Genomic DNA, 20,908 nt, shown 5'->3' on the forward strand with positions numbered 1-20,908 from the left:
ATGAAATACGTCACCGCGAAGCGCGCGGGTCTCGTCGCCTGCCATGCCTGCGGAAGAGTCGAACCCCGCATCCGCTCGGTCACCGCGCAGCACTGCGGGCGCTGCGGCGCGCGCCTTCACTCGCGCAATCCCGACAGCCTCATGCGCACATGGGCGCTGCTGATCGCCGCGGCCCTGCTGTATATTCCCGCCAACCTGCTGCCGGTGATGCACACCTCGTCGCTGCTCGGTTCCGAAGAAGACACCATCATGAGCGGCGTCGTCTATTTCTGGACCTCGGGCGACTGGCCGCTTGCCGTGATCGTGTTCGTCGCCAGCATCATGGTGCCCATGCTCAAGCTGAGCGTGCTGGTGCTGCTCACCGTCACCGCGCAGCGCCGCTCGCGCTGGCGGCCGGGGCAACGCACCACGCTTTACCGGATGGTCGAGCGGATCGGCCGCTGGTCGATGCTCGATATTTTCGTCGTCACGCTGACTGTCGCGCTGGTGCGCTTCAAATCGCTCGCCGTCATCACCGCCGGGCCGGGGGCAATCGCCTTCGGTTCCGTCGTGATTCTGACGATGATGGCCTCCATGCAATTCGATCCACGGCTCATCTGGGATCACGTGGAAGGCAATACCAAAGAACCTCAGGATCCAGACCATGACTAGCCCGCAAGGACCGACGCCCGCCTCCGAGGCGCCGCGCAACGATTCGAACGGACCCACGCTGCCGCCCCAACTGCCCGACCCCGAGATCGAGCCCCGCAGCCGCTGGCTGCCTTCGCTCGTCTGGGTGATTCCGCTGATCGCCGCGCTGATCGGCATCGCGCTCGTGATCAAATCGGTGACCGAGAAAGGCCCCACGATCACGCTCAGCTTCACCAGCGCCGAGGGCCTCGAACCGGGCAAGACCAAGGTCAAGTACAAGGACGTCGACGTCGGTGCGGTCAAGACCATCACGCTGTCGAAGGATCTTTCGCACGTTCTGGTTCAGGTGCAGTTGACCAAGGAAGGCGAGGACTTCGCGGTCAAGGATTCGCGCTTCTGGGTGGTGCGCCCGCGCGTCGGCGCAAGCGGTGTCTCGGGGCTCACCACGCTGCTCTCGGGCGCCTACATCGGCGCGGACGCGGGTCATTCGTCGGAGACCGAGAAAAACTTCGTCGGCCTCGAAACGCCGCCGCCGATCACCGGCGACCAGAAGGGCCATCAATTCATTCTGCACGGCGAGTCGCTCGGCTCGATCGACATTGGTTCGCCGATCTTCTACCGGCGCGTGCAGGTCGGCCAGGTGGTCGGCTTCTCGCTGGACAAGGACGGCACGGGCGTCACCATGCAGGTGTTCGTGTCCGCGCCGTTCGACCAGTACGTCGGCACCAATTCGCGCTGGTGGCATGCGAGCGGCGTCGATCTGCGGCTCGACTCGAGCGGCTTCAAGCTGAACACGCAGTCGCTCGCGACGGTGATCGTCGGCGGCTTGTCGTTCGAGTCGCCGCCCGGCCAGGGGGTGGGCGCGCAGGCGCCGAACAACATGACGTTCCGCCTCGGCTCCGACGAAGCCGACGCGATGCGCGAGCCGGACGGCGTGCCGCTGCGCGTGGTGATGAACTTCAACCAGTCGCTGCGTGGTTTGTCGGTCGGCGCGCCGGTGGATTTCCGCGGCATCGTGCTGGGCCAGGTGACCAACATCGGCATCGATTACGATCCGCAGAAACGCAGCTTCACCATGCCGGTGACGATGAACCTGTACCCCGACCGGCTCGGCAAGCGCTTCCGCGAAACGGCTCCGGTGCCGGGCAGCATCGCGGGGCAAACCATGCTGCAACAGCTCGTCAAGCATGGCCTGCGCGGTCAGTTGCGTACCGGCAATCTGATCACGAGCCAGTTGTATGTGGCGCTGGACATCTTCCCGAAAGCGCCGCCGGCCACCGTCGACGTCGCAAGCGATCCGCTCGAATTGCCGACCATTCCGAACACGCTCGACGAATTGCAGCTGCAGGTCGCCGACATTGCGAAGAAGCTCGACAAGGTGCCGTTCGACCAGATCGGTGCCAACCTGAACAGCGCGTTGAAGAACGCCGATCAGCTCTTCACCCGACTCGACAAGGAAGTCGTGCCGCAGGCCCGCGACACGCTGGCAGCCGCGAAACAGACCTTCGGCTCGGCCGAGGCGACGTTGCAGCAGGACTCGCCGTTGCAGTCGGATGTGCATCAGGCGTTGCAGGAACTCACGCGCACGTTGCAATCGTTGAACGCGCTGTCGGATTATCTGGAGCGTCATCCCGAATCGCTGTTGCGCGGTAAATCAGGAGATAAACCATGATGTTTGCCCGGCTCCCTCGCCTGCCGCGCGGGCCCGTGCGCGGCGCCGTTTACGCTGGCGCCCTGGCCGGATTACTGGCGATGACGGCCTGTTCGTCGCCTTCGAGCCGCTTCTATACATTGAGCGATGGCGGCGTGACCGGCGCCGCGGCTTCTGTCGGCACGCGGACTTCGGCTGCGCCCGCGTGGCTGATCGAAGTCGCGCCGATCAACGTGCCGCCGCAAGTGGCAAGAAATCAGTTGGTCGTGCAGACGGCGCCGACGCAAGTCAGCGTGCTCGAACAGGAGCGTTGGGCGTCCCTGCCGGGGGACGAGATTCGCCGGGCTTTGTCGACCACTCTGACGCAGCAGCTCGATACCATCGATGTGTACGGCACCGCTTATCCGGATGCGACGCCGGTTTATCGAGTCAGCATGAACGTGCAGCGGTTCGAGTCGTGGCCTGGGTCGCATGCGTTGATCGATGCGGTGTGGAGTGTGCGGGCTGTGCGGAGTGCGGTGGTGATGACTTGCCGGAGTGTGGTTAGTGAACCGGTTGGCGGTGGGTATGATTCTCTGGTGAAGGGGCATCGGCAGGCGTTGGAGCAGGTTTCCTTGCAGGTTGGGGCTGCTGTAAAGGCTATGGCTGGTTCTGTTTCGCGGGGGAAAGGGGGGGGTGTGGGTGTGCCGGGGTGCCCTTCGGGGGGTGGGGGTTGAGGCTTTTTTTTTTGCCTGCTCGGCGGTTTGGGTGGTGGTTGTGCTGTTGCTGGTTGGCCTCTCCTTGTGTTGTTAATGGTCTATTAGCGTTGCCCCTGTGCGGGGCGGCACCTACTTTCTTTGCCGCCGCAAAGAAAGTAGGCAAAGAAAGCGGCTCACACCGCCAGTTCTGAAGCGGGTCCCCTGGCTTGGAAAGCGTAGTGGTGCATCTGGAATCCGTGTTCTCGCGCACTCCGCGTTCGTGACAAGGCAATCATTCTTCCGGCGGCGCTGCGCGCGCCGTCGCGGTGCTTCGTAACACCTACACCCTGGTCTGCCGTCGCGACACTTTGCAACACCTGTCGCTCTGGTCGGCCGTCGCGGCACTTTGCGATACCCGGCACTCTGGTCGGCCGTCGCGGTGCTTTACAACACTGGGCACTTTTATTTCGGTCGTGGCGTCGGCGCGCGTCGCGAAACTCGCGCGGCCATGTGTTTTGCGTTCGTCTTCTGTAGGGCGGTCAAATCGCGGGACTTGTTTGTCGCGCGATGCGGTGCGCTCGCCGTCGCGTTGCGCGATCTGGCAGCGCGAGTTCCGGCGGCGTGTTCCGGCATCCGCGGGAAACCGCGCAGCCGGCGCGCCGCCGGTCCCACCCCGACCGCGTACAATGGCGCCTTATCTAACGCCTTCCGGCAACTCAATGTCCTTCGATTTCTTCCTCCCCTGCCCACGCGGCCTTGAAGCCTCGCTCGCGGCCGAACTCGCCGAAATTGCCGCGCAACACCTGAACGGCGCGCCGTTTACGGCAGGCGCGCAAGTGCCGGGCGGCCTTCATTTCCGCGGCGGCTGGGCCGCCGGCATGGCCGCCAATTTGCATTCGCGCATCGCGAGCCGCGTGCTGCTGAAGATCGCGCATCGGCCCTATCGCAGCGAGCAGGACGTGTACGCGCTTGCCGTCGAACAGCGTTGGGAGCAGTGGTTCTCCGCGAACGAAACGCTGCGCGTGGACGTCACCGCGATCAAATCGCCGCTGCGTAGCCTCGAATTCACGACGCTGCGCGTCAAGGACGCGATCTGCGACCGTCTGCGTGAAGTCAGCGGCGCGCGACCGAGCATCGACACCGGCATGCCCGACGTGCGCGTGTTCGCGTTCCTCACGGCCACCGATTGCACGCTCTACCTCGACACCTCGGGCGATCCGCTTTTCAAGCGCGGCTGGCGCCTCGACAAGGGCGCGGCGCCCCTGCGCGAAAATCTGGCGGCGGGCATCCTGCGTCTGACGGGTTGGACCGCCGGCACGCCGCTCTACGATCCGATGTGCGGCAGCGGCACCTTCCTCGCGGAAGCCGCCCAAGTGGCGTTGAATATCGCACCGGGCGCTGAACGCCGCTTCGGCTTCGAAAAGCTCAAGCAATTCGACGCCAGGACCTGGCAAACGCTGAAGGCCGCCGCGCTCGACGCGAAGCAGGCGGCCCGCAATTCGCGCGCCGATATCCAGATCTACGGCAGCGATATTTCCGGCGACATGCTCGACAAGGCGCGCGCGAACTTCCAGCGCGCCGGTTTGCCGACCATTCCGCTCAAGCAGGTCGACGCGCGCGGCATGACGCCGCCGAGCGCGGAGCCCGGCATCCTCGTTGCGAATCCGCCGTATGGCGAACGGATCGAAGTGCGCGGCCGCAATGCGCGTGGCGAAATCCGCGAACGCGGTAATCGCGAGAACCGCGACGACGACGGTTTCCGTCGCGCCCAGGAAGAAGCACCTGACAGCGAGTTTTTCCAGTCGCTCGGCGACGCGCTGAAGCAGCGCTTCACCGGCTGGCATGCGTTCATTCTCACGTCGGATCGCAAGCTGCCCGGGCAGTTGCGTCTGCGTGAATCGACCAAGACGCCGCTCTTTAACGGCGCGCTCGAATGCCGGCTGTTCCGTTTCGATTTGATCGCGGGCAGCGTTCGGCAGCGGCCGCAAAGCGATACGCCGGCGCAATGACGCAGCGATTGCGCGTCGAACCAGCGAACGCGGACCTAGGTCCGCGTTTTTTTCGAGGTACTCCGGTTAGGACCGCGCTCACGATCGCGGCTCCTCTCCGCTCTTCCTGTTGCTTTCCGTCTCGCCGGGCGCCCTGCCGTTGCCGTCGTGGAATCCAATGAGCAAATCCGGCGACGCTCGCTCTTGGGTTGGCTTCGAGGCTCGAGGACATTCTTTAACGCCGCCGCGGAGCGCCGTCGCTGCGACGCGCCGATCCTCTGCTCTTCCTGTGCGCTGAAATCTGCCGCGATGCGGTTGTATGCGGCGGGCAATCGGTCGCGCATGTCCCCCGCCGTCAGCAATTCGCCATAGCGGACTGCGCCGTCGTACTCGACGTAGGGCGAGCTATTGGATGAGAGGTGGTGGGCGACGGGGCTCGTCGATGCGAGTTCTGCCTGAGCCGGTTAGAACTGCGCGGTGAGTTGGAAGCCCACCGTCACGCGCGCGGTGGGAAAGCCGGACGGCTTGTAGATCGGCGTTGCCGCGAACAGGTCATACGCGAGTCCCGCGTACTTCGCCGGTATGCCGCCACGGATACCGATGACCGCGCCCGCCAGTTGCGTTCCCGCCAGGAATGCCGTGTTCGGGCCGAACACCCGCCCGTAATCGATGCCCGCGTACAGCGACTGTCCTGTCTGTCCGATCGACAGCTGCAGTTCGTTGCGCCAGTAAAAACCTTTCTCCGCCGCCAGCATCGTTTCACCGTCGAAGCCGCGCACCGTGTAGCGGCTGCCGATGGTCAGGTCGTCCAGGTAGAACAGCGTGTCGTTCGTGAACTGGCCGTGAAGCGTCGTCACGTAGCGGAAGTTCTGTTTCGCAACGGAGAACGGCACCGACAGGTTCGCGTCGAGCACGGTCATGTGGAAGCGGTAGGTGGGGCCGCCCGGATACGGGTCCGGCGTCGCGCCGAGTCCGTCGATACCCTGACGGTAGGCGAGCGTGCCGTCGAACTGCGATGCGCCGAAGTAATGGCGATCGGTTAGGCCCGCTTCGATGAAGGTGTTGTTGCGCCGCTGCGTCGGAATGCTCGCGTCATTGATGAAGCTTTCGCCGAAGCGTTTCGAAAGCTGGAACTCGACGCCGAACACGTCGTTCTGGCTGCGGCTCAGTACACGCGTGAGACGTAGCGCGGTTGTCTGCGCGTTGCCGCTCGACACGAATGTCTCGTTCGCGCCGGCGAGAGGCTGGTAGTAGGTGTTCGTACTGCCCGACAGGGTCGCCGTCCAGTAGCCCCACGGCACCGAGTACGAACCGTTGAAGCCGTGCGAACCGAGCGACTTGTTACGCAACGACAGGTCCTGGTTCGCGCCGACCGTGAACACGTCGTTCAGGCCGAGCGGGTTGTAGATGCCGAGGCTCAAGTTGCCCTGCCATTTGCCCGTCGCTTCCGTGCCGGAGTTATCGACCGATGCGACGAACGTCCAGGGCTTCGAGCGCTTCACGCTCACCACGACATCGCTTTCGCCCGGCATGTCGGTCGGTTCGATTTTCATGTCCACGTCCTGCGAGGCGACGCGCTTCATCTGCTCGAGTCCCTGTTCGAGATCGCGCAGGTTCAGCAGGTCGCCGTTGTTCGCGGGGAATGCGGTTTTCCATGTGCCGCGCGTCTCAGGATCGGCGAAGCGGATCTGGCGCACGACGCCTGGCACGAGTGCGAAGGCCAGTGTTCCGGTTGACAGGTCCTGTTGTGGGACGAGTACGCGTGTGGTGATGTAGCCGCGTGAAAGGATCGTCTGCTGCAATCCTTTCGCGAGCGTGTCGATGCCGCCCTTGCCGACGCACTGGCCCCGGTAGTGGTCGAGCCATTCGCGCGCGAAGGCGAAGCGGTCGAGCGGCAGCGCCGACGCGCCGTGCTTGCGCACGCTATCGGGCAGGGTCGCCGGGACGTCGAGCTTGAACGACTCGATGCGGAAGCACGGTTGCTCAGTCGGAAGATCCGGCCAGGGGCCCGCCTCGGGCGCGGTCGAACGCACCGAGGGCGCGTTGACGGTTTTTGCGCGCTCCTGTGATTCGCGCTGTTGCTGGACCTGCTGGTTCTGCTCGGCGTTGGCGCGGGCTGCGGCGGCTTCGTCGGCTGGCGTCGGCGGGTGTTGCGCGTGGGACGCGAGTGATACCAGGGCTGTGAGCGGCAGCGCCGCCAGCCGCTTTCTAAGTTTCATGGGTGTTTCATTCCGTGATTCGATACAACACGCAACAGCGGGCGTCGTTAGCCCGCTGCTGTCTCAGCAGCTCATTTGCCGTTCCCGTCGTCTTTCGACTTGTAGCTATTGCGCGCTTTCTTGTAGCTGTTATCGAACGGCTTGATATTGAGCAATTTAGCTCGACTGGTCATTCCGCCGACAATCACTGAGAAAAAGCCGACTAACAAAAAAACTCTCGCCCAAAAAACCGGAAGTTGACATTCAAGCGCGACCGCGGCAAGCCCTATTCCAATAACGATTAGCGTCAAGCGAAGCCATGAAGCCAGGTTGCCGTTGTCGATGAATCTGGCCTTCATGTTTTCCCTTTGGAAGTTTGAGATCCGAAATAACTAAAAAAATTTTCAAAGACTGGTGTTCGTACCACGCCCGCTGGTGACCATTCACTGCGGCGAAGAGACTATGAACATCCAACCGGGCAAGACAGCCGGCTATAAAAGCACAATGAATGCATAAGCCGATCAGCCACGCGATAAAGACACTGGCAAGGCAGATTCCCCAGACAAGTAGAAACCCTATTAGCCATCTGATCATTTACGATAAAGCACCCGGAGATTTTTTGATTTTCACTGTTTTTTATCTTCGTCAACGTCGGTTTTGTAGCTATCGCGTGCCTTCTTGCAGCTGTTGTCGAAGGGTTTAATCCCTAGCGTATGCGCGCGCGGCGAACCCTTCGACTGCCATTAGTACCAAGCCACTCAACAAAAGGCAGAAGCATAGCCAGGAAGCTTCCATAAGCTTTGTCGGAAGTATAATCAGCATTACACCAATCACGACAAACATCGTACGCAACCATCCTGAAACATTTCCATCTTCAATGAATCGAACTTTCATTGGCTTTTCTTGTTTAAAAGGCTATTGATTTTTGAATTGATCAAATTTTGAAAGTCACTACCATGCCGTTTCAGTGCGTCCCAATGGTCCTGCGTGAACCCGTTCGTCATCACGCCGGATTGAAACACTCCACAAACAGCAAACCCTGCGCGAAGGCCGGGTTTGCTGTTTGTTATTGTCTTCGACGACTAATCCAGGCAATCACAATAAAGGCAATGGCAAGAAGGGTGCCTCTTGCAAAGACGCTTTTCAGATTCACTGCTGCAACCAAGCTACCAATGCTTAATTGCTCGAAGCATCCTGTGGCAAACAGGCAATTCAAGGTTAGCCCAACCAGCCATGCGACATACATTCCCGCAAGGCAGATTCCCCATGCACCTACAAACGCAATAACCCAACGACTCATTTCTTATTTCCCCCAATGGATGGGGTGGGCACTAGCGGTGTTACAGCTTCTTGTGTAATGCCACCGCCAATAGAACCACCGATCACTCCCATTGCGTTTGGCTGGATTAGGTTCCATCCGCTTCCCGACCAAATACCACTTGTAGCCCACCCATTGGCGTTGTTTATAGTTGGCCGGAGGGAGGAGTTAATCCACGATTCAGCGGCCTTACCGGTTGTGTAACCGACCGCAGACAGAGCGCCGCTCGTAATACCTGAACCTATGATGCTGTCATTTCTGCCATACACCGCATTATTGATCACCGTGCCTGTCGCACCACCCACGCCATTCACGAATACGTTCCATCCCAGCTTGCCGGATGCGCCAACACCTCCCGATATCGCAGCAATGGCCACGTCAATGGGATTGACCGTCCCGTTCTGGTAATACTGTGAGCCCGCATTGATGCCCGCGCTAATTACGCCGGTTCCCGTCGATGATGCCCAGGCCCCCGAACCTAATGCCCCGTCGATCCCGAAGATCGGCGCACCCGGTATCGCTGCCAGTACAGGAAGGACTGCCGGTGCCGCCAACGCGCCCGCAATAGCGAGGCCGAGTTTAGGATTAGCGACGGCTCCCGGCAATGCCCGTTGCTCCGGCGTCAGTGATCCATCCTTGTTGCTGTATAGGAACGGACTGTTGTACTCGGCCGGCGTCGCCGTAAACAGATTGCCTCCGTTCTGGTTGATATAGGCCGCCGCCAACGCGTTACCGCCCGGCCCCTTGCTTGCCGCTGCATCAACTAGCCGATACCCGTTCGCCAGCAGCATGGTCTGCGCTTGATCTTCTGTAATCGTCTGACCGATTTGATCCGAGTAAAACTTGGCAAACGCCTTCGCGTTATCCTTCGCCCACTGGCGCTCATCCGGATGCAACTGGCGGTTGAACCGGTCCACGTTATATCCTGAGAACGCTCCCGCATCGCCACCAACCGCAGCACCTGCACCCGTGGCAATCACGTTCGCCACAATGCTGCCCAGCGCCGTATTCATATCGGCGTTGCCAGTCGGGTTAGAACCCGCGATCGCCTCGCTCAGTTCATTCAGCCTGCCTCCAGCGATCGACGCGATACCCGCGCCCGCCGCGCCGCCAATCGCATTGCCACCTGCGAGGCCGGTCACGAGCGCTGCGCCCGCAGCCTGCATTTCCGCCCGGGCTGTGCCGCCTTCCTTCCACGCATCCATAACGGTCTGATCGCCATTTGCCTTCGCCTCGTCATACTTCGACTGCGCAAAGTCTCCGATGCGTCGCGACACCGCTTCGCCGGCCGCGCTCGCCGCCGCCATCATGTCCGCCTGCCGGTCAAGCAGGTTGCTCACGTCCGGCAGTTTCTCGACCGTGCCGTTAGTGTTCGACGTGTCGCGGTTCAGGCCGGCGACGTCGTGCGTCTGGTTGGTCGCATCCGTCACGCTGATGGTGCCCGCGCTGACGCCGCTACGTGTGGTTGCGCTGTCGCTGCCGCTGTCGTTCTGGCTCAGCATCGGCGCGCCGCCGCCCGCGTTCTTGCTCGACGCCGGGCCGTGGGTGCCGTAGTTCGCGCCTCCATCGCCGGTCGTTACGCCCCCGCTGAACCCTCCTGAGTGCGCGTTGTAGCTCGACTGATTCTCGATGTCGCTAAAGGTCAGCGTTCCCGTCGAAAGCACGTTCTTCGACGCCTCCGCATCACTGGCAATCACCGCGCCTTTCAGGTCCGTGTTGCCCTTGACACTGATGTTGAACCCGCCGTCACCGGCCTGGATTCCGGCCTGTTCGTTCACGCCGGCGTAACTGCCGCTGGCATTGGCATTGGTATGGCTGAAACTCGCGCTGCCGCCGCCCTGGCTGATCGCGAATCCGCCGCCCGTGCTTTCCTGATGCGCGGCGCTCGTCATCGTATCCTGCACGCTCGCGATGTTCAGATTCCCGCCCACATCGGCGTTCACCTGCCGGCCGTTCACGTTCGCGCCGATGATGTTCGTATCGCCGCCCGAAATGACCGTCGCGGTATTCGCGGCCGTTACATGCGTGTTGTTCTGCATCGCCGCGTCGCTATTCGCGTCGCCGTGCGCTTTCGACATCGACGCCGACACGCCGAAGCCCTGCGTGCCATAGGAGATACCCACGCTCGCGCTACTCGACTGGTTCGTGCTGCGCGTCGAATCGGTATCGGTCGTATTGACGAGATTGACCTGATTCTTCGCCGCGAGGATCACATCATGCGCGTTCACGTTCGAACCGGCAATCGTCAGGTTGCCGCTTCCCGGCGTGCCGTTGCCGGTCGCGACGAATGCTGCCGTGCCCCCCGCCGAAACGGACGAGCCTTGGTTCGTGGTTGAATCTTCCGCGAACGTGTTCCTGCTGTGACTGCTGCCGTAACTGAGTTCGATCTTGGCTTCGGGCTTCCCGCCGTCCGCAATCGCAGACACGGCGCCGCCGCCCGCGCCATATGCATCGATCGCGCTACTCGCCGCTGCCATGCCGTGCAGCGCTGCCGCACGGTCATCCTGACCGTGGCTCGCCGCGCGCGCCTGATCAACGGTGTTCGAAATGGCATCGAGCAAAGGCGCTTTCACAGCCAGCGTAAAACCGCTCTTGCTAACCTCATGCACCTCGTCGTGATGACTAGTACCGGTGGCCGCATCGATGATCACATTCGCGCCCGTCCCCGTCACGTTGCGCGCCGCGATCAGATCGCTGCCCGTCACATGCAGGTCCGCCCCCGCGGACAGATTCACGCTGCCACCCGTGCTACCGACGAGACTCCCGTTCTGCGTCACCGAACTGTCGTGCGTCGTGTCCTTCTGGTCGACCTTGCCGTAGGAGATGCCGACCCCGCCCGAACTGCCCAGACCGGTTTTCACCTCCTGATGGAAGTGGCTGCTCTCACTCGTGTCCTGCGTGGTGTTGATGGTCAGGTTGTTGCCCGCCGCGAGCGTCACGTCGTGCGTGGCCGCGATCGTCGAACCGCTGACCGTCATGTCGTGACCGGCCGCGCCCGTGACCGTATCGCCCGATACCGTCGAGCCCTGCGCGATCACCTGGTGCGAACTGGCCGCGTCGGTCGTTTTCTGTTTCGACAGGAAGCCCGAACGTTCATCATGCGACCAGCGTTGCGAATCGTGCGTTTCGCCGACGCTGCCGATCGTCACGTCGCCCGTCGAGACGAGTCTGACGCCACCCGTGCCCGCCGCATCGGTGGTCACACTCGAGCCGAGTATCGCGAGATTGCCGCCGCCGCTCTGGCCGGCCGCGAGCGTCACATTGCCGCCCGCGCTCACATTCGAACCCTGCACCGACTCGTCATAGGACGAACTCGTGTGATGCGACAGGCTGCCGCCCATCGACTGCTCCCGATGCTCGTGCGTGTCCTTCGCCGCCGTCACCGTCAGGTTGTTACCGGCGACCATCGCGGCATCGCCGCCTGCCTGCACCGTCGCACCCGTGAACGTCGTATCGCGCCCCGACACGGTCGCGAGGTTCCCGCCCGCGACAATCGCGCTGCCGAGGTTCTGCGTGACCCTGTCGTGTCCGCCGTTCAGCCCGTCGTGTGTCTGGACGTCCTGCGTGCTGGTCAGCGTGATCGTGCCGACGGTCAGGTCGCGGCCCGCCGCAATGGCGGCGTTGCCGCCCGCCTGGATCGTCGCGCCCGTCAGGTTCACGTCGCGCCCGGCTATCACCGTGGCGCTGTTCGTCGCCGAGATCGTGCCGATCGCGTCAACGCCGGTTCCCGTGACGCTGCCCGTCAGCGTGTTCGAGCCGAACGACTTCGACACACCATAGGTCTGCGTCTCATTGACGACATCGCGCCCCGCCTGCACGACGACGTCCCCGCCGCCGATCCGGCCACCCGTGTTGCGCACGTCCTGGACCGCTGCGACAGCCGTCGCGCCCGCGCTGCCGATCACGCCGCGGTTCGTGATGTTGTTGCCGATGATGGTCGTCGCGAGATTGCTGCTGACGTGGCCGCTGTTATTCACGTCGCCGCTCGCGTTCAGGTTCACCGCATTACCCGCGACAAGTGCGCCGCTGTGCGCCAAGTCAACCGTGCTGGACTGCGCGAGATAGACCTGGGGCACCAGCACCGTCTGGTGCGAACCGTCCGGCAAGGTCACGTCCTGCGACACGAGCCACACCATGTCGGTGGTCAGTTGCTGCATCTGCGCGGGCGACAGCGCAATGCCCGGTTCCAGCCCGAACGCCTTCGCATACGCGACGCCGTTGTTCATCAGCGCCGTATATTGCGCGAGATTATCCGTGTAGCCCGCGAGGAACGTGCGGCCGGTCAGTTGTGTGACCTGATCGCGCATCAGCCTTTCTTCATAGAGCCCGTCGCCCAGGCGCTTCTGGATCTTCTGCGGATCGAGCCCGAGCTGTCCGAGCATGTAGTCGCTCGATATGAATCTGCCGTACTGCGTGAAGCGCGGATCGGTAACCACCAGATAGGTGGCTCCCGGTGCCGTGTTGTAGGTGTACAGGCCACTGACTGGCAGTTTCAGGTTCGGAATGCCGCCCGTCGCGCCGCCGACCGTCTGTGGCCGGCTCGACTGACCGCTGATGGTGCCCGTCTGCGTGCCGTCAGCGCTGCCGCCTGCAACGCCCGAGCCTGCAACCGTCTGCCCCTGACGGTTGACCGAATTGATGCTGATATCCCGCGCATCGGTCTGCACCGTCTGGTTCGACGTGGCAATCGCGGGCAGTGCATCGACGCTCGTCGTGCTCTGGGTGATGCCGGTGCCAATCACCTGCGTGTCGTTGCTGCCGCCGGTTTTCTGGTGCCAGTAGAACGTCGATTGCGAGTCTTGCGTGACGGTCTGCTGAAGCACGATGCCCGTATCGTTGACGCTGCCGCCCGTGGCGCGGCGAACCAGATCGCCGCCCGCGGCCATCGTGGACGACTGGTTGCTGATGCTGCCGCCGTCCGCGTTGATACGGATCGCGCCCTGGGCCCGGAGCGTTGCCGCGTTGCCCGCGCTGACGAGCTGGTCGGTCGCCGTGGTCGTCGTCGAGGTGCGCGACATCTCCACGTAGTCGTGACTGTCCGAGCCGAGGTCGGTTCGCACCACCACCTGGTCAGGCCGGATGTTCGTCTTCGGATCGTAGTCCGGCCACAAGGTAATCGTGTAAGTGCTGCCGTTGTCCGTAATGCTGTTGTAATACTGCGTCGCGTTGCTGGTGATCGTGCGCGTCGCCTTGACGTGTTGCTGGCTGCAGAAATCGTGGGCGTTGCAGACCTCGACGAGCGGCGTAGTGGCGCTGATGTACGTGTCGGTCAGCGGCTGCGTGAGCGAGAGCGTCTGCTTGGTTGCGTCCAGATTGGCGACCTGCGATTTCGGAACCGTGACGGTGATCGGCGTCATTAACTTGCCGATACTCTCCCCGCCGATCGCCCCTGGGCTCCACCTCCACTGCGGATAGTCGAAACTGTCGTAGAAACCGAGGTCATCGACGGACATCCCCCCGGTCCAGAGCGTCAGCGTAGTCGAGCCCGCATCCTGCGGCGTGCCCGCCTGCGTGACAACACCCGTACGCACGTTACTCACCGTGCGGGCGGCGATGTCGATATCGCCATCCGCCTCGATGGTCGCGGCGCTGTTCGTGAGCGAGCCGGTCTGGTTCGCGAGCATGCCGGATGCGTCGCGCGTGCCGTCCTTCGCGATCTCCAGATTGCCGGCGCTGTAGATCAGCGCGCCGTCGGCGTTGGTGACGGAGTTCTGCGCATATAGACGGACGCTGTTCGCGCCCGCGATCACGGCCGCGGCGCCGGTATTCCGCACGTCGTTCGCGTTCACGGTGACGTTGTTGCCGATGACCGTACCGGTGTTCGCGAGCGTCGCGCTGGAGGTGGTGACCGTGTCGCCTTCGATGCGTCCATCGTTCGTGAGCGTGCCCACTGCGTTCACGGTCGTGGACGACGAATTGATGTCCGCGCCCGCCGAATTGACGACGTTCGCGCCCGTCGCCGTCAATGCGCCCGCCGCCGCGAGCGTGCCGGCGTTCGTCAGCGTGCCGGTCGCGCTCACGCTCATGTCGCCATCGGCGTGCAGGTTGTTGGCCGCGCTGTTGGTGTAGTCGCCGAGGACCGCGAGCGACAGGTTGCGGCCCGCGACCATGTCGCCGTCGCCCGCTAGCGTACCGCTTGCCGCGATGTCGCGATTCGCGCGGATCGCACCGCCCGCGTTCGACAGCGAAGCGACATTGACCGACACATCCAACCCGCCCAGGATCGCGCCACCGTCATTGATCACAGCCGCGCCCGCCTGGTTCAGGTTCAGCGCCGTGCCGCCGAAGATCGTGCCGCCCGCGTTGTTCACGGCCTGCATGACGTTCAGGTTCGCTGCGCCGCCCGCGACGAGATTTGCGCCCGCGTCGTTCGCCAGCGTCTGGGCGTTGAGCGTCACGTCGCCATTGCCGCCCAGCGTGCCGCCCGTGCTGGTCACGCTTGCGGCGGAAACAGTCGTCACGCCGTCGCCCGCGTTGGTCAGCCTGCCCGCCGTGTTGTCGAGGCTCGCCGCCGTCACGTTCACCACGCCGTGCGCGCCGTTGGCGGTCAGCGTGCCCCGTGCGTTCGACAGCGCGCCGCCCGCCGTCACCGACAGGTCGCCCGCTGTCTGCGCCGAGCCGTCCGTGTTGTCGATGCCGCTTTGAGCGGTGAGGGTCAGGCCGTCGTGGCCGTACAGTGTGCCGCTCCGGTTCACGATGTCCGAGGCCACGTCGACCTGAGCCGCTTTCTGCGCGGACAGCGTGCCGTGGGTGTTATCGAGGCGCTCCCCGCTGACGGCGAGCGCGCCGTTCGTCTGGAGCGTACCCGCGACGTTCGAGACCGCCGCCGTCGCGCTCACGTCAAGCGAGCCTGTGCCCGCGTGCTGGAGCGTGCCGCTGTCATTCGCGACCGACCGGCCCGACACCGTCAGACTGTTCGCGTTCGAGGCGATCGTGCCGCCCGTGTTGTCGAGCGTGCCACCCGCGCTGACGGTCTGGTCGCTTGTGCCGTATTGCGTGAGCCTGCCGCTGCGATTGGTGAGGTCGCCCGATGCCGAGACAGCCAGCGTATCGCCTTCGATGCCGCCGCTCGTGTTGTCGATGGACGCCGCTGACACGGTGGTCGCCGCGCCTGACAGCGTGCCGGCCGCATTGTTCAGTGCGCCGGTCGTGGTGACATCGAGCGCGCCACCCGCGCCGATCGTGCCAGCGTGATTGTCGATGCCCTGCGCGCGAACCGTTGCATCGCTCGCCGCGCTGATTTTCCCCTGGTTCGCGAGCGTGCCCGCTGACGCACTCAACGCGCCGTTTGTGCCGATGGTGCCGCCCGTCCCGTTGACGAGCGCGCCCGTCGTCGTGAGGGTCATCCCGTCGCTGCCGAGCGACACGATGCGGCCCGCGGTGTTCTCCAGCGAACCGGTAGCGGCGGACAGTGCGCCCGCTGCCTGGATCGTTCCGCCCTGGTTCGACAGGCCGCCCGCCGACGTGACGTTGAGCGCGCCGCCCGAAACGAACTGACCGTCGCGGTTCGACACGTTCGCCGCCGTCACCTGGACCGACCCGCCGGACAGGTTGCCGTGGTCGTTGGTGAGCGTGCCCGCCGCGCTCGCGTCGAGCGCGCCGCCTGCCGTCGTCGTCGCACCCGACAGGTCCAGGTCGCCACTGCTTGCCGCCAGCGTCAGCGTGCCATTCGCCGACGTGTTGCTGCCGGCGAGACTGACGGACGCGCCCTGGATCGTCGTGTTGCCGCCGCCTTCGTTACGGCCGGTCGCGCTGAGCGCACCCTGGGCGGAAACCGACAGGTCGCCCGCATTGGCAATCGTGCCGTCGCCGTTCACGCCCGCGCCGAGCGTACCGGTCGAGGCCACGCTGCCCGCAGTGACGGTCGTGTTCTGCTGCGCGGCGAGCACGCCGCTGTTCGTGATTGCGCCCGACGTGTCCGCCGTGACGTTCTGCTGCGCGTAGGTGGTGCCGGTGTTGTCGATGCCATCGCGAGCGGATACGTTGATGCTGCCGCTCGCGTTGGTCTGCCCCGCCAGCACGAGCCTGCCCTGCGCGGTCAGGATCAGATCACCCGCCTGCGCCGCGAGCACGCCCCTGTTCGACACGCCAACGCCGTTCTCCGTACCGACCAGAACGATGCGGTTCGCGTACATGCCGCCCAGGTTGCTTACGTCGATCGACACACCCGGCGCCGGACCATCGCCCGCGATTGGGGTGGTCGTGAGCGTGTCGTGCCCGACCGCATTCGCACCCGTGACGACATTCAGGTTCTTCGCATGGATCGCCGCGTTCGCCTGCACCGCGCGCGCGATCAGATCGACCTGATCGACGTTCGACGCATTCAGCCCCGCGCCCTGCACGGTAATGTTGCCGCCCGTCACATTGAAACCCGTCAGCGAGCCGTCCGCGGCGAAGTTCGGCGTGCCCGTCGTCAGGATCGCGCGCGACGTGTTGATGAAGCCGCCGCCGTTCACGCTGATACCCGAGCCGTTCGCGATCACCACTTCCGCGCGCTGGCCCGCGACTTCCAGATGCCCGTTGATCTGGCTCGCCGCGCCGCTATTGACCTGGTTGACGATGATCCGCGCGGACTGGCCGGGGCCGAAGTTCGGGTTGCCGTTGATCATGCCCGCCTGCTGCGTCTGCACGATGGTCGGCGAGTTGTTCAGGATCGCGCCGCGCTGCTGCACGTCGAACTGGCCGTAGGTATTCACCGAAACACCGGCGCCGGACGGCCGGTTGATGTTCACCTGATCGAGACCGTTCTGCGTCTGGATGACGGAGGGCGCATGCGCGCCACCGGGAACGATCTGCGCGCCCGAGATCGCCGGCAATGCGCCGAGCAGCGCCAGGGCGGCGAAGGCGATCTGCCGCAGCGTGAATGGCGCGGTGTGACCGGCCGCATCTCTGCGGCTGTGCAACGTGGTCTGTCCGGCTTGCTTCCCCGTTGCGGTGGCGGTTTCCCCGACGGCGACCAGCATGCCTCTCAGTCGGCTGAACACCAGCCTGTGCGTTCCTCGGTTCATTGCTGTTGCGCGAAATCAGTAACGGACCCGTAACGTAGTGGAACCCGACGAAGACCACTGTCAAGGTTTGTCAACATCGGCCCGCGCGCAACACTTCACATCGAATCAACGTCGTCTGATTGACGGTTCTTCCAGCCCATGCGGGCGAAAAAAACGCACGACGCGGGCAAAGACTATCGCTGTTGTCGGCGTCTAACTTCTGCCAACGTTTTCTCCGCAACCCGCGTCGCGGCACACCCTACTGACACCACGCTGTCAGCAGCACCCCCGCACACTTCTCCTCACGCCATCCGGCGCTTTACCCGGCTTACCCGCCCGTCACAGGAGAATGTCATGTCCGCATCATCCAAAGTTGTTGCATGGTTCGAGATTCCGTCGATCGACTTCGATCGCGCCGTTCGCTTTTACGAAGCCGCGCTCGACGTCGAACTGAATCGCCAGGAAATCGGCGGCCAGCCGATCGCGGTCTTCGGCTATGAAGAACCGGCGACGGGCGGCGCGATCGTCCACAGTCCGTCGATGACGCCCACCGGCGACGGCGTGCTCGTCTATCTGAACGCGCAGCCGACCGTCGACGCCACGCTCGCCCGTGTCGAGCAGGCCGGCGGCAAGACCGACGGACCGGTGATCAAGCTGCCGCAGGACATCGGCTACATTGCGTTTTTCACGGATACGGAAGGCAACCGCCTCGGCCTGCATTCGCGGACCAACGGTTAACGGCGACACGACGCGGCGCGGCGCAGCGCTCACGTACAACGTGCACAGCCTGCACGGCAACGTCATGGCACCGTCCAAGGCCCGCGCAAGCGCCGCGCAACGGCTGAGCGTAGCGCAGACCAAAACGCAAACCGGAGCGCGGCATGCGGCGCTATCATCGCGGAACTGTTCCCGTCCTTTTCTACAAGACGCCCACGATGACGCGCCGCGCCGACCGCCTGTTCCAGATCGCCGAACTGCTGCGCGGACGGCGCCTGACCACCGCGCAACAACTCGCCGACTGGCTAAACATCTCACTGCGCACCGTCTATCGCGACGTGCGCGATCTGCAACTGTCGGGGGTGCCGATCGAAGGCGAAGCCGGCATCGGCTACCGGTTGAGCCGCGCGGCGAGTCTGCCGCCGCTCACCTTCACCGCCGACGAACTGGCCGCGCTCGCAGCCGGCGCGCGGATGCTCGAATCGTGGGGCGGCGCCGGCTTTGCGAGCGGCGCGCGCGGGGCGCTCGCGAAGATCGCCTCGGCAATGCCCGCCGACAAGCGCGCGACGCTCGAACGCCTCGCGATCTTCGCGCCGTCGTTTCACATCAAGAGCGATTTCTCCGCGCAACTGGACGCGCTGCATCGCGCGATCGATGCAAGACATGTGGTGAGCTTTGCCTATACCGACGTGAACGGCGCGGCGACCGAGCGCCGCGTCTGGCCGCTCGCGCTCGCCTATTGGGGCGCACGCTGGACCCTCGGCGCGTGGTGTGAATTGCGCGGCGACTTCCGCAATTTCGGGCTGGAGAAGATCCGGGATCTTCAGATGCGCGAACCCTATCCGGATCAGGAAGGCAGGCGGCTCGCGGACCTGTTGCGGCATGTGAACGCGAAGCCGAAGTAGAAATCGCGGCCCGCCGCGAGGCAAGCCGCGAATCGCCAACGCGTGCTTATTCGACCGCCTTCACCATATCCTCGATCACCTTCTTCGCGTCGCCGAACACCATCATCGTCTTGTCCATGTAGAAGAGATCGTTGTCGAGACCGGCGTAGCCCGCCGCCATCGAACGCTTGTTGACGATCACGGTGCGCGCCTTGTACGCCTCGATGATCGGCATGCCCGCAATCGGCGACTTCGGGTCGTTCTTCGCCGCCGGATTCACCACGTCGTTCGCGCCGAGCACCAGCACCACGTCCACCTGACCGAACTCGCCGTTGATGTCGTCCATCTCGAACACCATGTCGTAAGGCACTTCGGCTTCGGCGAGCAACACGTTCATGTGACCCGGCATCCGTCCGGCCACCGGGTGAATCGCGTACTTCACCTCGATGCCCTTCTCGACCAGTTTGTCGGTCAGCTCCTTCAACGCATGCTGCGCGCGCGCCACCGCGAGACCGTAACCCGGCACGATCACCACCGTTTCCGCGTTGCCGAGCATGAACGACGCATCGTCGGCCGAACCCGATTTCACCGGACGCTGCTCCGCCGCGCCGCCCGCCGCCGCCGCACCCGGCTCGTTGCCGAAGCCGCCGAGAATCACATTGAAGAACGAGCGGTTCATCGCGCGGCACATGATGTACGACAGGATCGCACCCGACGAGCCGACCAGCGAGCCCGCGATGATCAGCATCGGATTGTTCAGCGAGAAGCCGATGCCCGCCGCCGCCCAGCCCGAGTACGAATTGAGCATGGACACCACCACCGGCATATCCGCGCCGCCGATCGGGATGATGATCAACACGCCGAGCACGAACGCGATGATCGTCATGATGATGAACGGCAGCCACGACTGCGTGAGGAAAAAGATCACGCCGAAGCCGAGCATCCCGATCGCGAGCATGAGGTTGATCAGATGCTGACCGCCGTACACCACCGGCGCGCCCTGGAACAGCCGGAACTTGTACTTGCCCGACAGCTTGCCGAACGCGATCACCGATCCGGAGAACGTAATCGCGCCGACGAACGTGCCGATGAATAGCTCGACGCGATTGCCATACGGCAGAAAGCCCGGCACCGGGTTCTCGGGATCGATCAAGCCGAACGCCGAGGGCTCCGACACCACCGCATACGCGATGCAGACAGCGGCAAGACCGATCAGCGAGTGCATCGCCGCGACCAGTTCCGGCATCTTGGTCATCTCGACGCGCGCCGCGACGAACGCGCCGACCGCGCCGCCGATCACCAACGCAACCAGCAGCAAGCCGAGCCCGAGGCCCAGATTCGAGCCGAGCGTGGTGGCCTGTTTGGCGATCAGCGCGATGGTGGTGAGGATCGCGATCGCCATCCCGACCATGCCGAAGGTATTGCCGATGCGCGCCGTCTTCGGATTGGACAGCCCCTTGAGCGCCTGAATGAAGCAGACCGACGCGACCAGATAAAGCAGCGTGACGAGGTTCAGGCTCATTACGCGTTCCCCTTGGTCTTGTCCGCGATGAGTTTCTTCGGCTCTTTCTTGCGGAACATCTCCAGCATTCGCCGCGTCACGAGAAAGCCGCCGAACACGTTGACCGCCGCGAGCGCGACGGCGAGCGTGCCGAAGAACTTGCCGGGCGCGCCGAGCGTGAGGCCGGTTGCGAGCATCGCGCCGACGATCACGATCGCCGAGATCGCGTTGGTCACGGCCATCAGCGGCGTGTGCAACGCGGGCGTGACATTCCAGACCACGTGGTAGCCGACGTAAATCGCCAGCACGAAAATGATCAGATTGATGACGGTGTGGTTGAGCACTTCCATCGCCGTT

General features: G+C 63.7%; 12 protein-coding genes. 6 read left to right on the forward strand and 6 right to left on the reverse strand.

The annotated features are described in order from the left end of the window. From BUE39_RS08680 to BUE39_RS08695, 4 genes are all read left to right on the forward strand, one after another. Positions 1 to 651, forward strand: a complete 651-nt coding sequence (locus BUE39_RS08680; protein ID WP_073428237.1) for a paraquat-inducible protein A — start codon at positions 1 to 3, stop codon at positions 649 to 651. Continuing rightward, a complete protein-coding gene (locus BUE39_RS08685) occupies positions 644 to 2,302 on the forward strand; it encodes a PqiB family protein (RefSeq protein WP_073428238.1) in 1,659 nt (552 codons plus the stop codon). The genes BUE39_RS08680 and BUE39_RS08685 overlap by 8 nt, the downstream gene beginning before the upstream one ends. Then, positions 2,299 to 2,997, forward strand: coding sequence for a PqiC family protein (locus BUE39_RS08690; RefSeq protein ID WP_073428239.1), 699 nt, complete (start codon positions 2,299 to 2,301; stop codon positions 2,995 to 2,997). The genes BUE39_RS08685 and BUE39_RS08690 overlap by 4 nt, the downstream gene beginning before the upstream one ends. Before the next feature lie 680 nt (positions 2,998 to 3,677). Then, on the forward strand, positions 3,678 to 4,967 hold the full coding sequence (locus BUE39_RS08695; RefSeq protein WP_073428240.1) for a THUMP domain-containing class I SAM-dependent RNA methyltransferase: 1,290 nt from the start codon (positions 3,678 to 3,680) through the stop codon (positions 4,965 to 4,967). 443 nt (positions 4,968 to 5,410) lie between these two features. Here the strand turns inward: BUE39_RS08695 and BUE39_RS08700 are convergent, their stop codons facing one another. From BUE39_RS08700 to BUE39_RS08715, 4 genes are all read right to left on the reverse strand, one after another. Further along, positions 5,411 to 7,165, reverse strand: coding sequence for a ShlB/FhaC/HecB family hemolysin secretion/activation protein (locus tag BUE39_RS08700; protein WP_073428241.1), 1,755 nt, complete (start codon positions 7,163 to 7,165; stop codon positions 5,411 to 5,413). A gap of 71 nt (positions 7,166 to 7,236) precedes the next feature. After that, on the reverse strand, positions 7,237 to 7,503 hold the full coding sequence (locus BUE39_RS08705) for a hypothetical protein (protein ID WP_073428242.1): 267 nt from the start codon (positions 7,501 to 7,503) through the stop codon (positions 7,237 to 7,239). A gap of 707 nt (positions 7,504 to 8,210) precedes the next feature. Next, positions 8,211 to 8,444: a hypothetical protein gene (locus tag BUE39_RS34095; protein ID WP_143031917.1), complete on the reverse strand. Its 234-nt coding sequence runs from the start codon at positions 8,442 to 8,444 to the stop codon at positions 8,211 to 8,213. After that, positions 8,441 to 17,470, reverse strand: a complete 9,030-nt coding sequence (locus BUE39_RS08715) for a hemagglutinin repeat-containing protein (protein WP_073428243.1) — start codon at positions 17,468 to 17,470, stop codon at positions 8,441 to 8,443. Before BUE39_RS08715 ends, BUE39_RS34095 begins: the two co-directional genes overlap by 4 nt. A 333-nt stretch (positions 17,471 to 17,803) precedes the next feature. Here BUE39_RS08715 and BUE39_RS08720 point away from each other — a divergent pair, with 333 nt between their 5' ends. Together BUE39_RS08720 and BUE39_RS08725 are read left to right on the forward strand one after the other, a co-directional pair. Then, positions 17,804 to 18,187 (forward strand): VOC family protein, encoded by a 384-nt coding sequence (locus BUE39_RS08720; RefSeq protein ID WP_073428244.1) that lies wholly within the window; start codon positions 17,804 to 17,806, stop codon positions 18,185 to 18,187. A gap of 143 nt (positions 18,188 to 18,330) precedes the next feature. Continuing rightward, positions 18,331 to 19,071, forward strand: coding sequence for a helix-turn-helix transcriptional regulator (locus BUE39_RS08725; RefSeq protein ID WP_073428245.1), 741 nt, complete (start codon positions 18,331 to 18,333; stop codon positions 19,069 to 19,071). 46 nt (positions 19,072 to 19,117) lie between these two features. Here the strand turns inward: BUE39_RS08725 and BUE39_RS08730 are convergent, their stop codons facing one another. Both BUE39_RS08730 and BUE39_RS08735 read right to left on the reverse strand, forming a co-directional pair. After that, positions 19,118 to 20,572 carry an NAD(P)(+) transhydrogenase (Re/Si-specific) subunit beta gene (locus BUE39_RS08730; protein ID WP_073428246.1) on the reverse strand — a complete coding sequence of 485 codons (1,455 nt, stop codon included), beginning with the start codon at positions 20,570 to 20,572 and terminating at the stop codon, positions 19,118 to 19,120. After that, the gene (locus tag BUE39_RS08735; protein ID WP_073428247.1) at positions 20,572 to 20,901 is read right to left on the reverse strand and encodes an NAD(P) transhydrogenase subunit alpha part 2; all 330 of its coding nucleotides are present in this window, start codon (positions 20,899 to 20,901) and stop codon (positions 20,572 to 20,574) included. Before BUE39_RS08735 ends, BUE39_RS08730 begins: the two co-directional genes overlap by 1 nt. Between the last annotated feature and the right edge of the window lie 7 nt (positions 20,902 to 20,908).

This window comes from Paraburkholderia terricola (assembly GCF_900142195.1).
GTDB lineage: Bacteria > Pseudomonadota > Gammaproteobacteria > Burkholderiales > Burkholderiaceae > Paraburkholderia > Paraburkholderia terricola.

Excerpts from the sequence above, each read along its gene's own strand:
- BUE39_RS08680 (WP_073428237.1), top strand. The coding sequence starts at position 1 with ATGAAATACGTCACCGCGAAGCGCGCGGGTCTCGTCGCCTGCCATGCC.
- BUE39_RS08685 (WP_073428238.1), top strand. The coding sequence starts at position 644 with ATGACTAGCCCGCAAGGACCGACGCCCGCCTCCGAGGCGCCGCGCAAC.
- BUE39_RS08690 (WP_073428239.1), top strand. The coding sequence starts at position 2,299 with ATGATGTTTGCCCGGCTCCCTCGCCTGCCGCGCGGGCCCGTGCGCGGC.
- BUE39_RS08695 (WP_073428240.1), top strand. The coding sequence starts at position 3,678 with ATGTCCTTCGATTTCTTCCTCCCCTGCCCACGCGGCCTTGAAGCCTCG.
- BUE39_RS08700 (WP_073428241.1), bottom strand. The coding sequence starts at position 7,165 with ATGAAACTTAGAAAGCGGCTGGCGGCGCTGCCGCTCACAGCCCTGGTA.
- BUE39_RS08705 (WP_073428242.1), bottom strand. The coding sequence starts at position 7,503 with ATGAAGGCCAGATTCATCGACAACGGCAACCTGGCTTCATGGCTTCGC.
- BUE39_RS34095 (WP_143031917.1), bottom strand. The coding sequence starts at position 8,444 with ATGAGTCGTTGGGTTATTGCGTTTGTAGGTGCATGGGGAATCTGCCTT.
- BUE39_RS08715 (WP_073428243.1), bottom strand. The coding sequence starts at position 17,470 with ATGAACCGAGGAACGCACAGGCTGGTGTTCAGCCGACTGAGAGGCATG.
- BUE39_RS08720 (WP_073428244.1), top strand. The coding sequence starts at position 17,804 with ATGTCCGCATCATCCAAAGTTGTTGCATGGTTCGAGATTCCGTCGATC.
- BUE39_RS08725 (WP_073428245.1), top strand. The coding sequence starts at position 18,331 with ATGCGGCGCTATCATCGCGGAACTGTTCCCGTCCTTTTCTACAAGACG.
- BUE39_RS08730 (WP_073428246.1), bottom strand. The coding sequence starts at position 20,572 with ATGAGCCTGAACCTCGTCACGCTGCTTTATCTGGTCGCGTCGGTCTGC.
- BUE39_RS08735 (WP_073428247.1), bottom strand. The coding sequence starts at position 20,901 with ATGGAAGTGCTCAACCACACCGTCATCAATCTGATCATTTTCGTGCTG.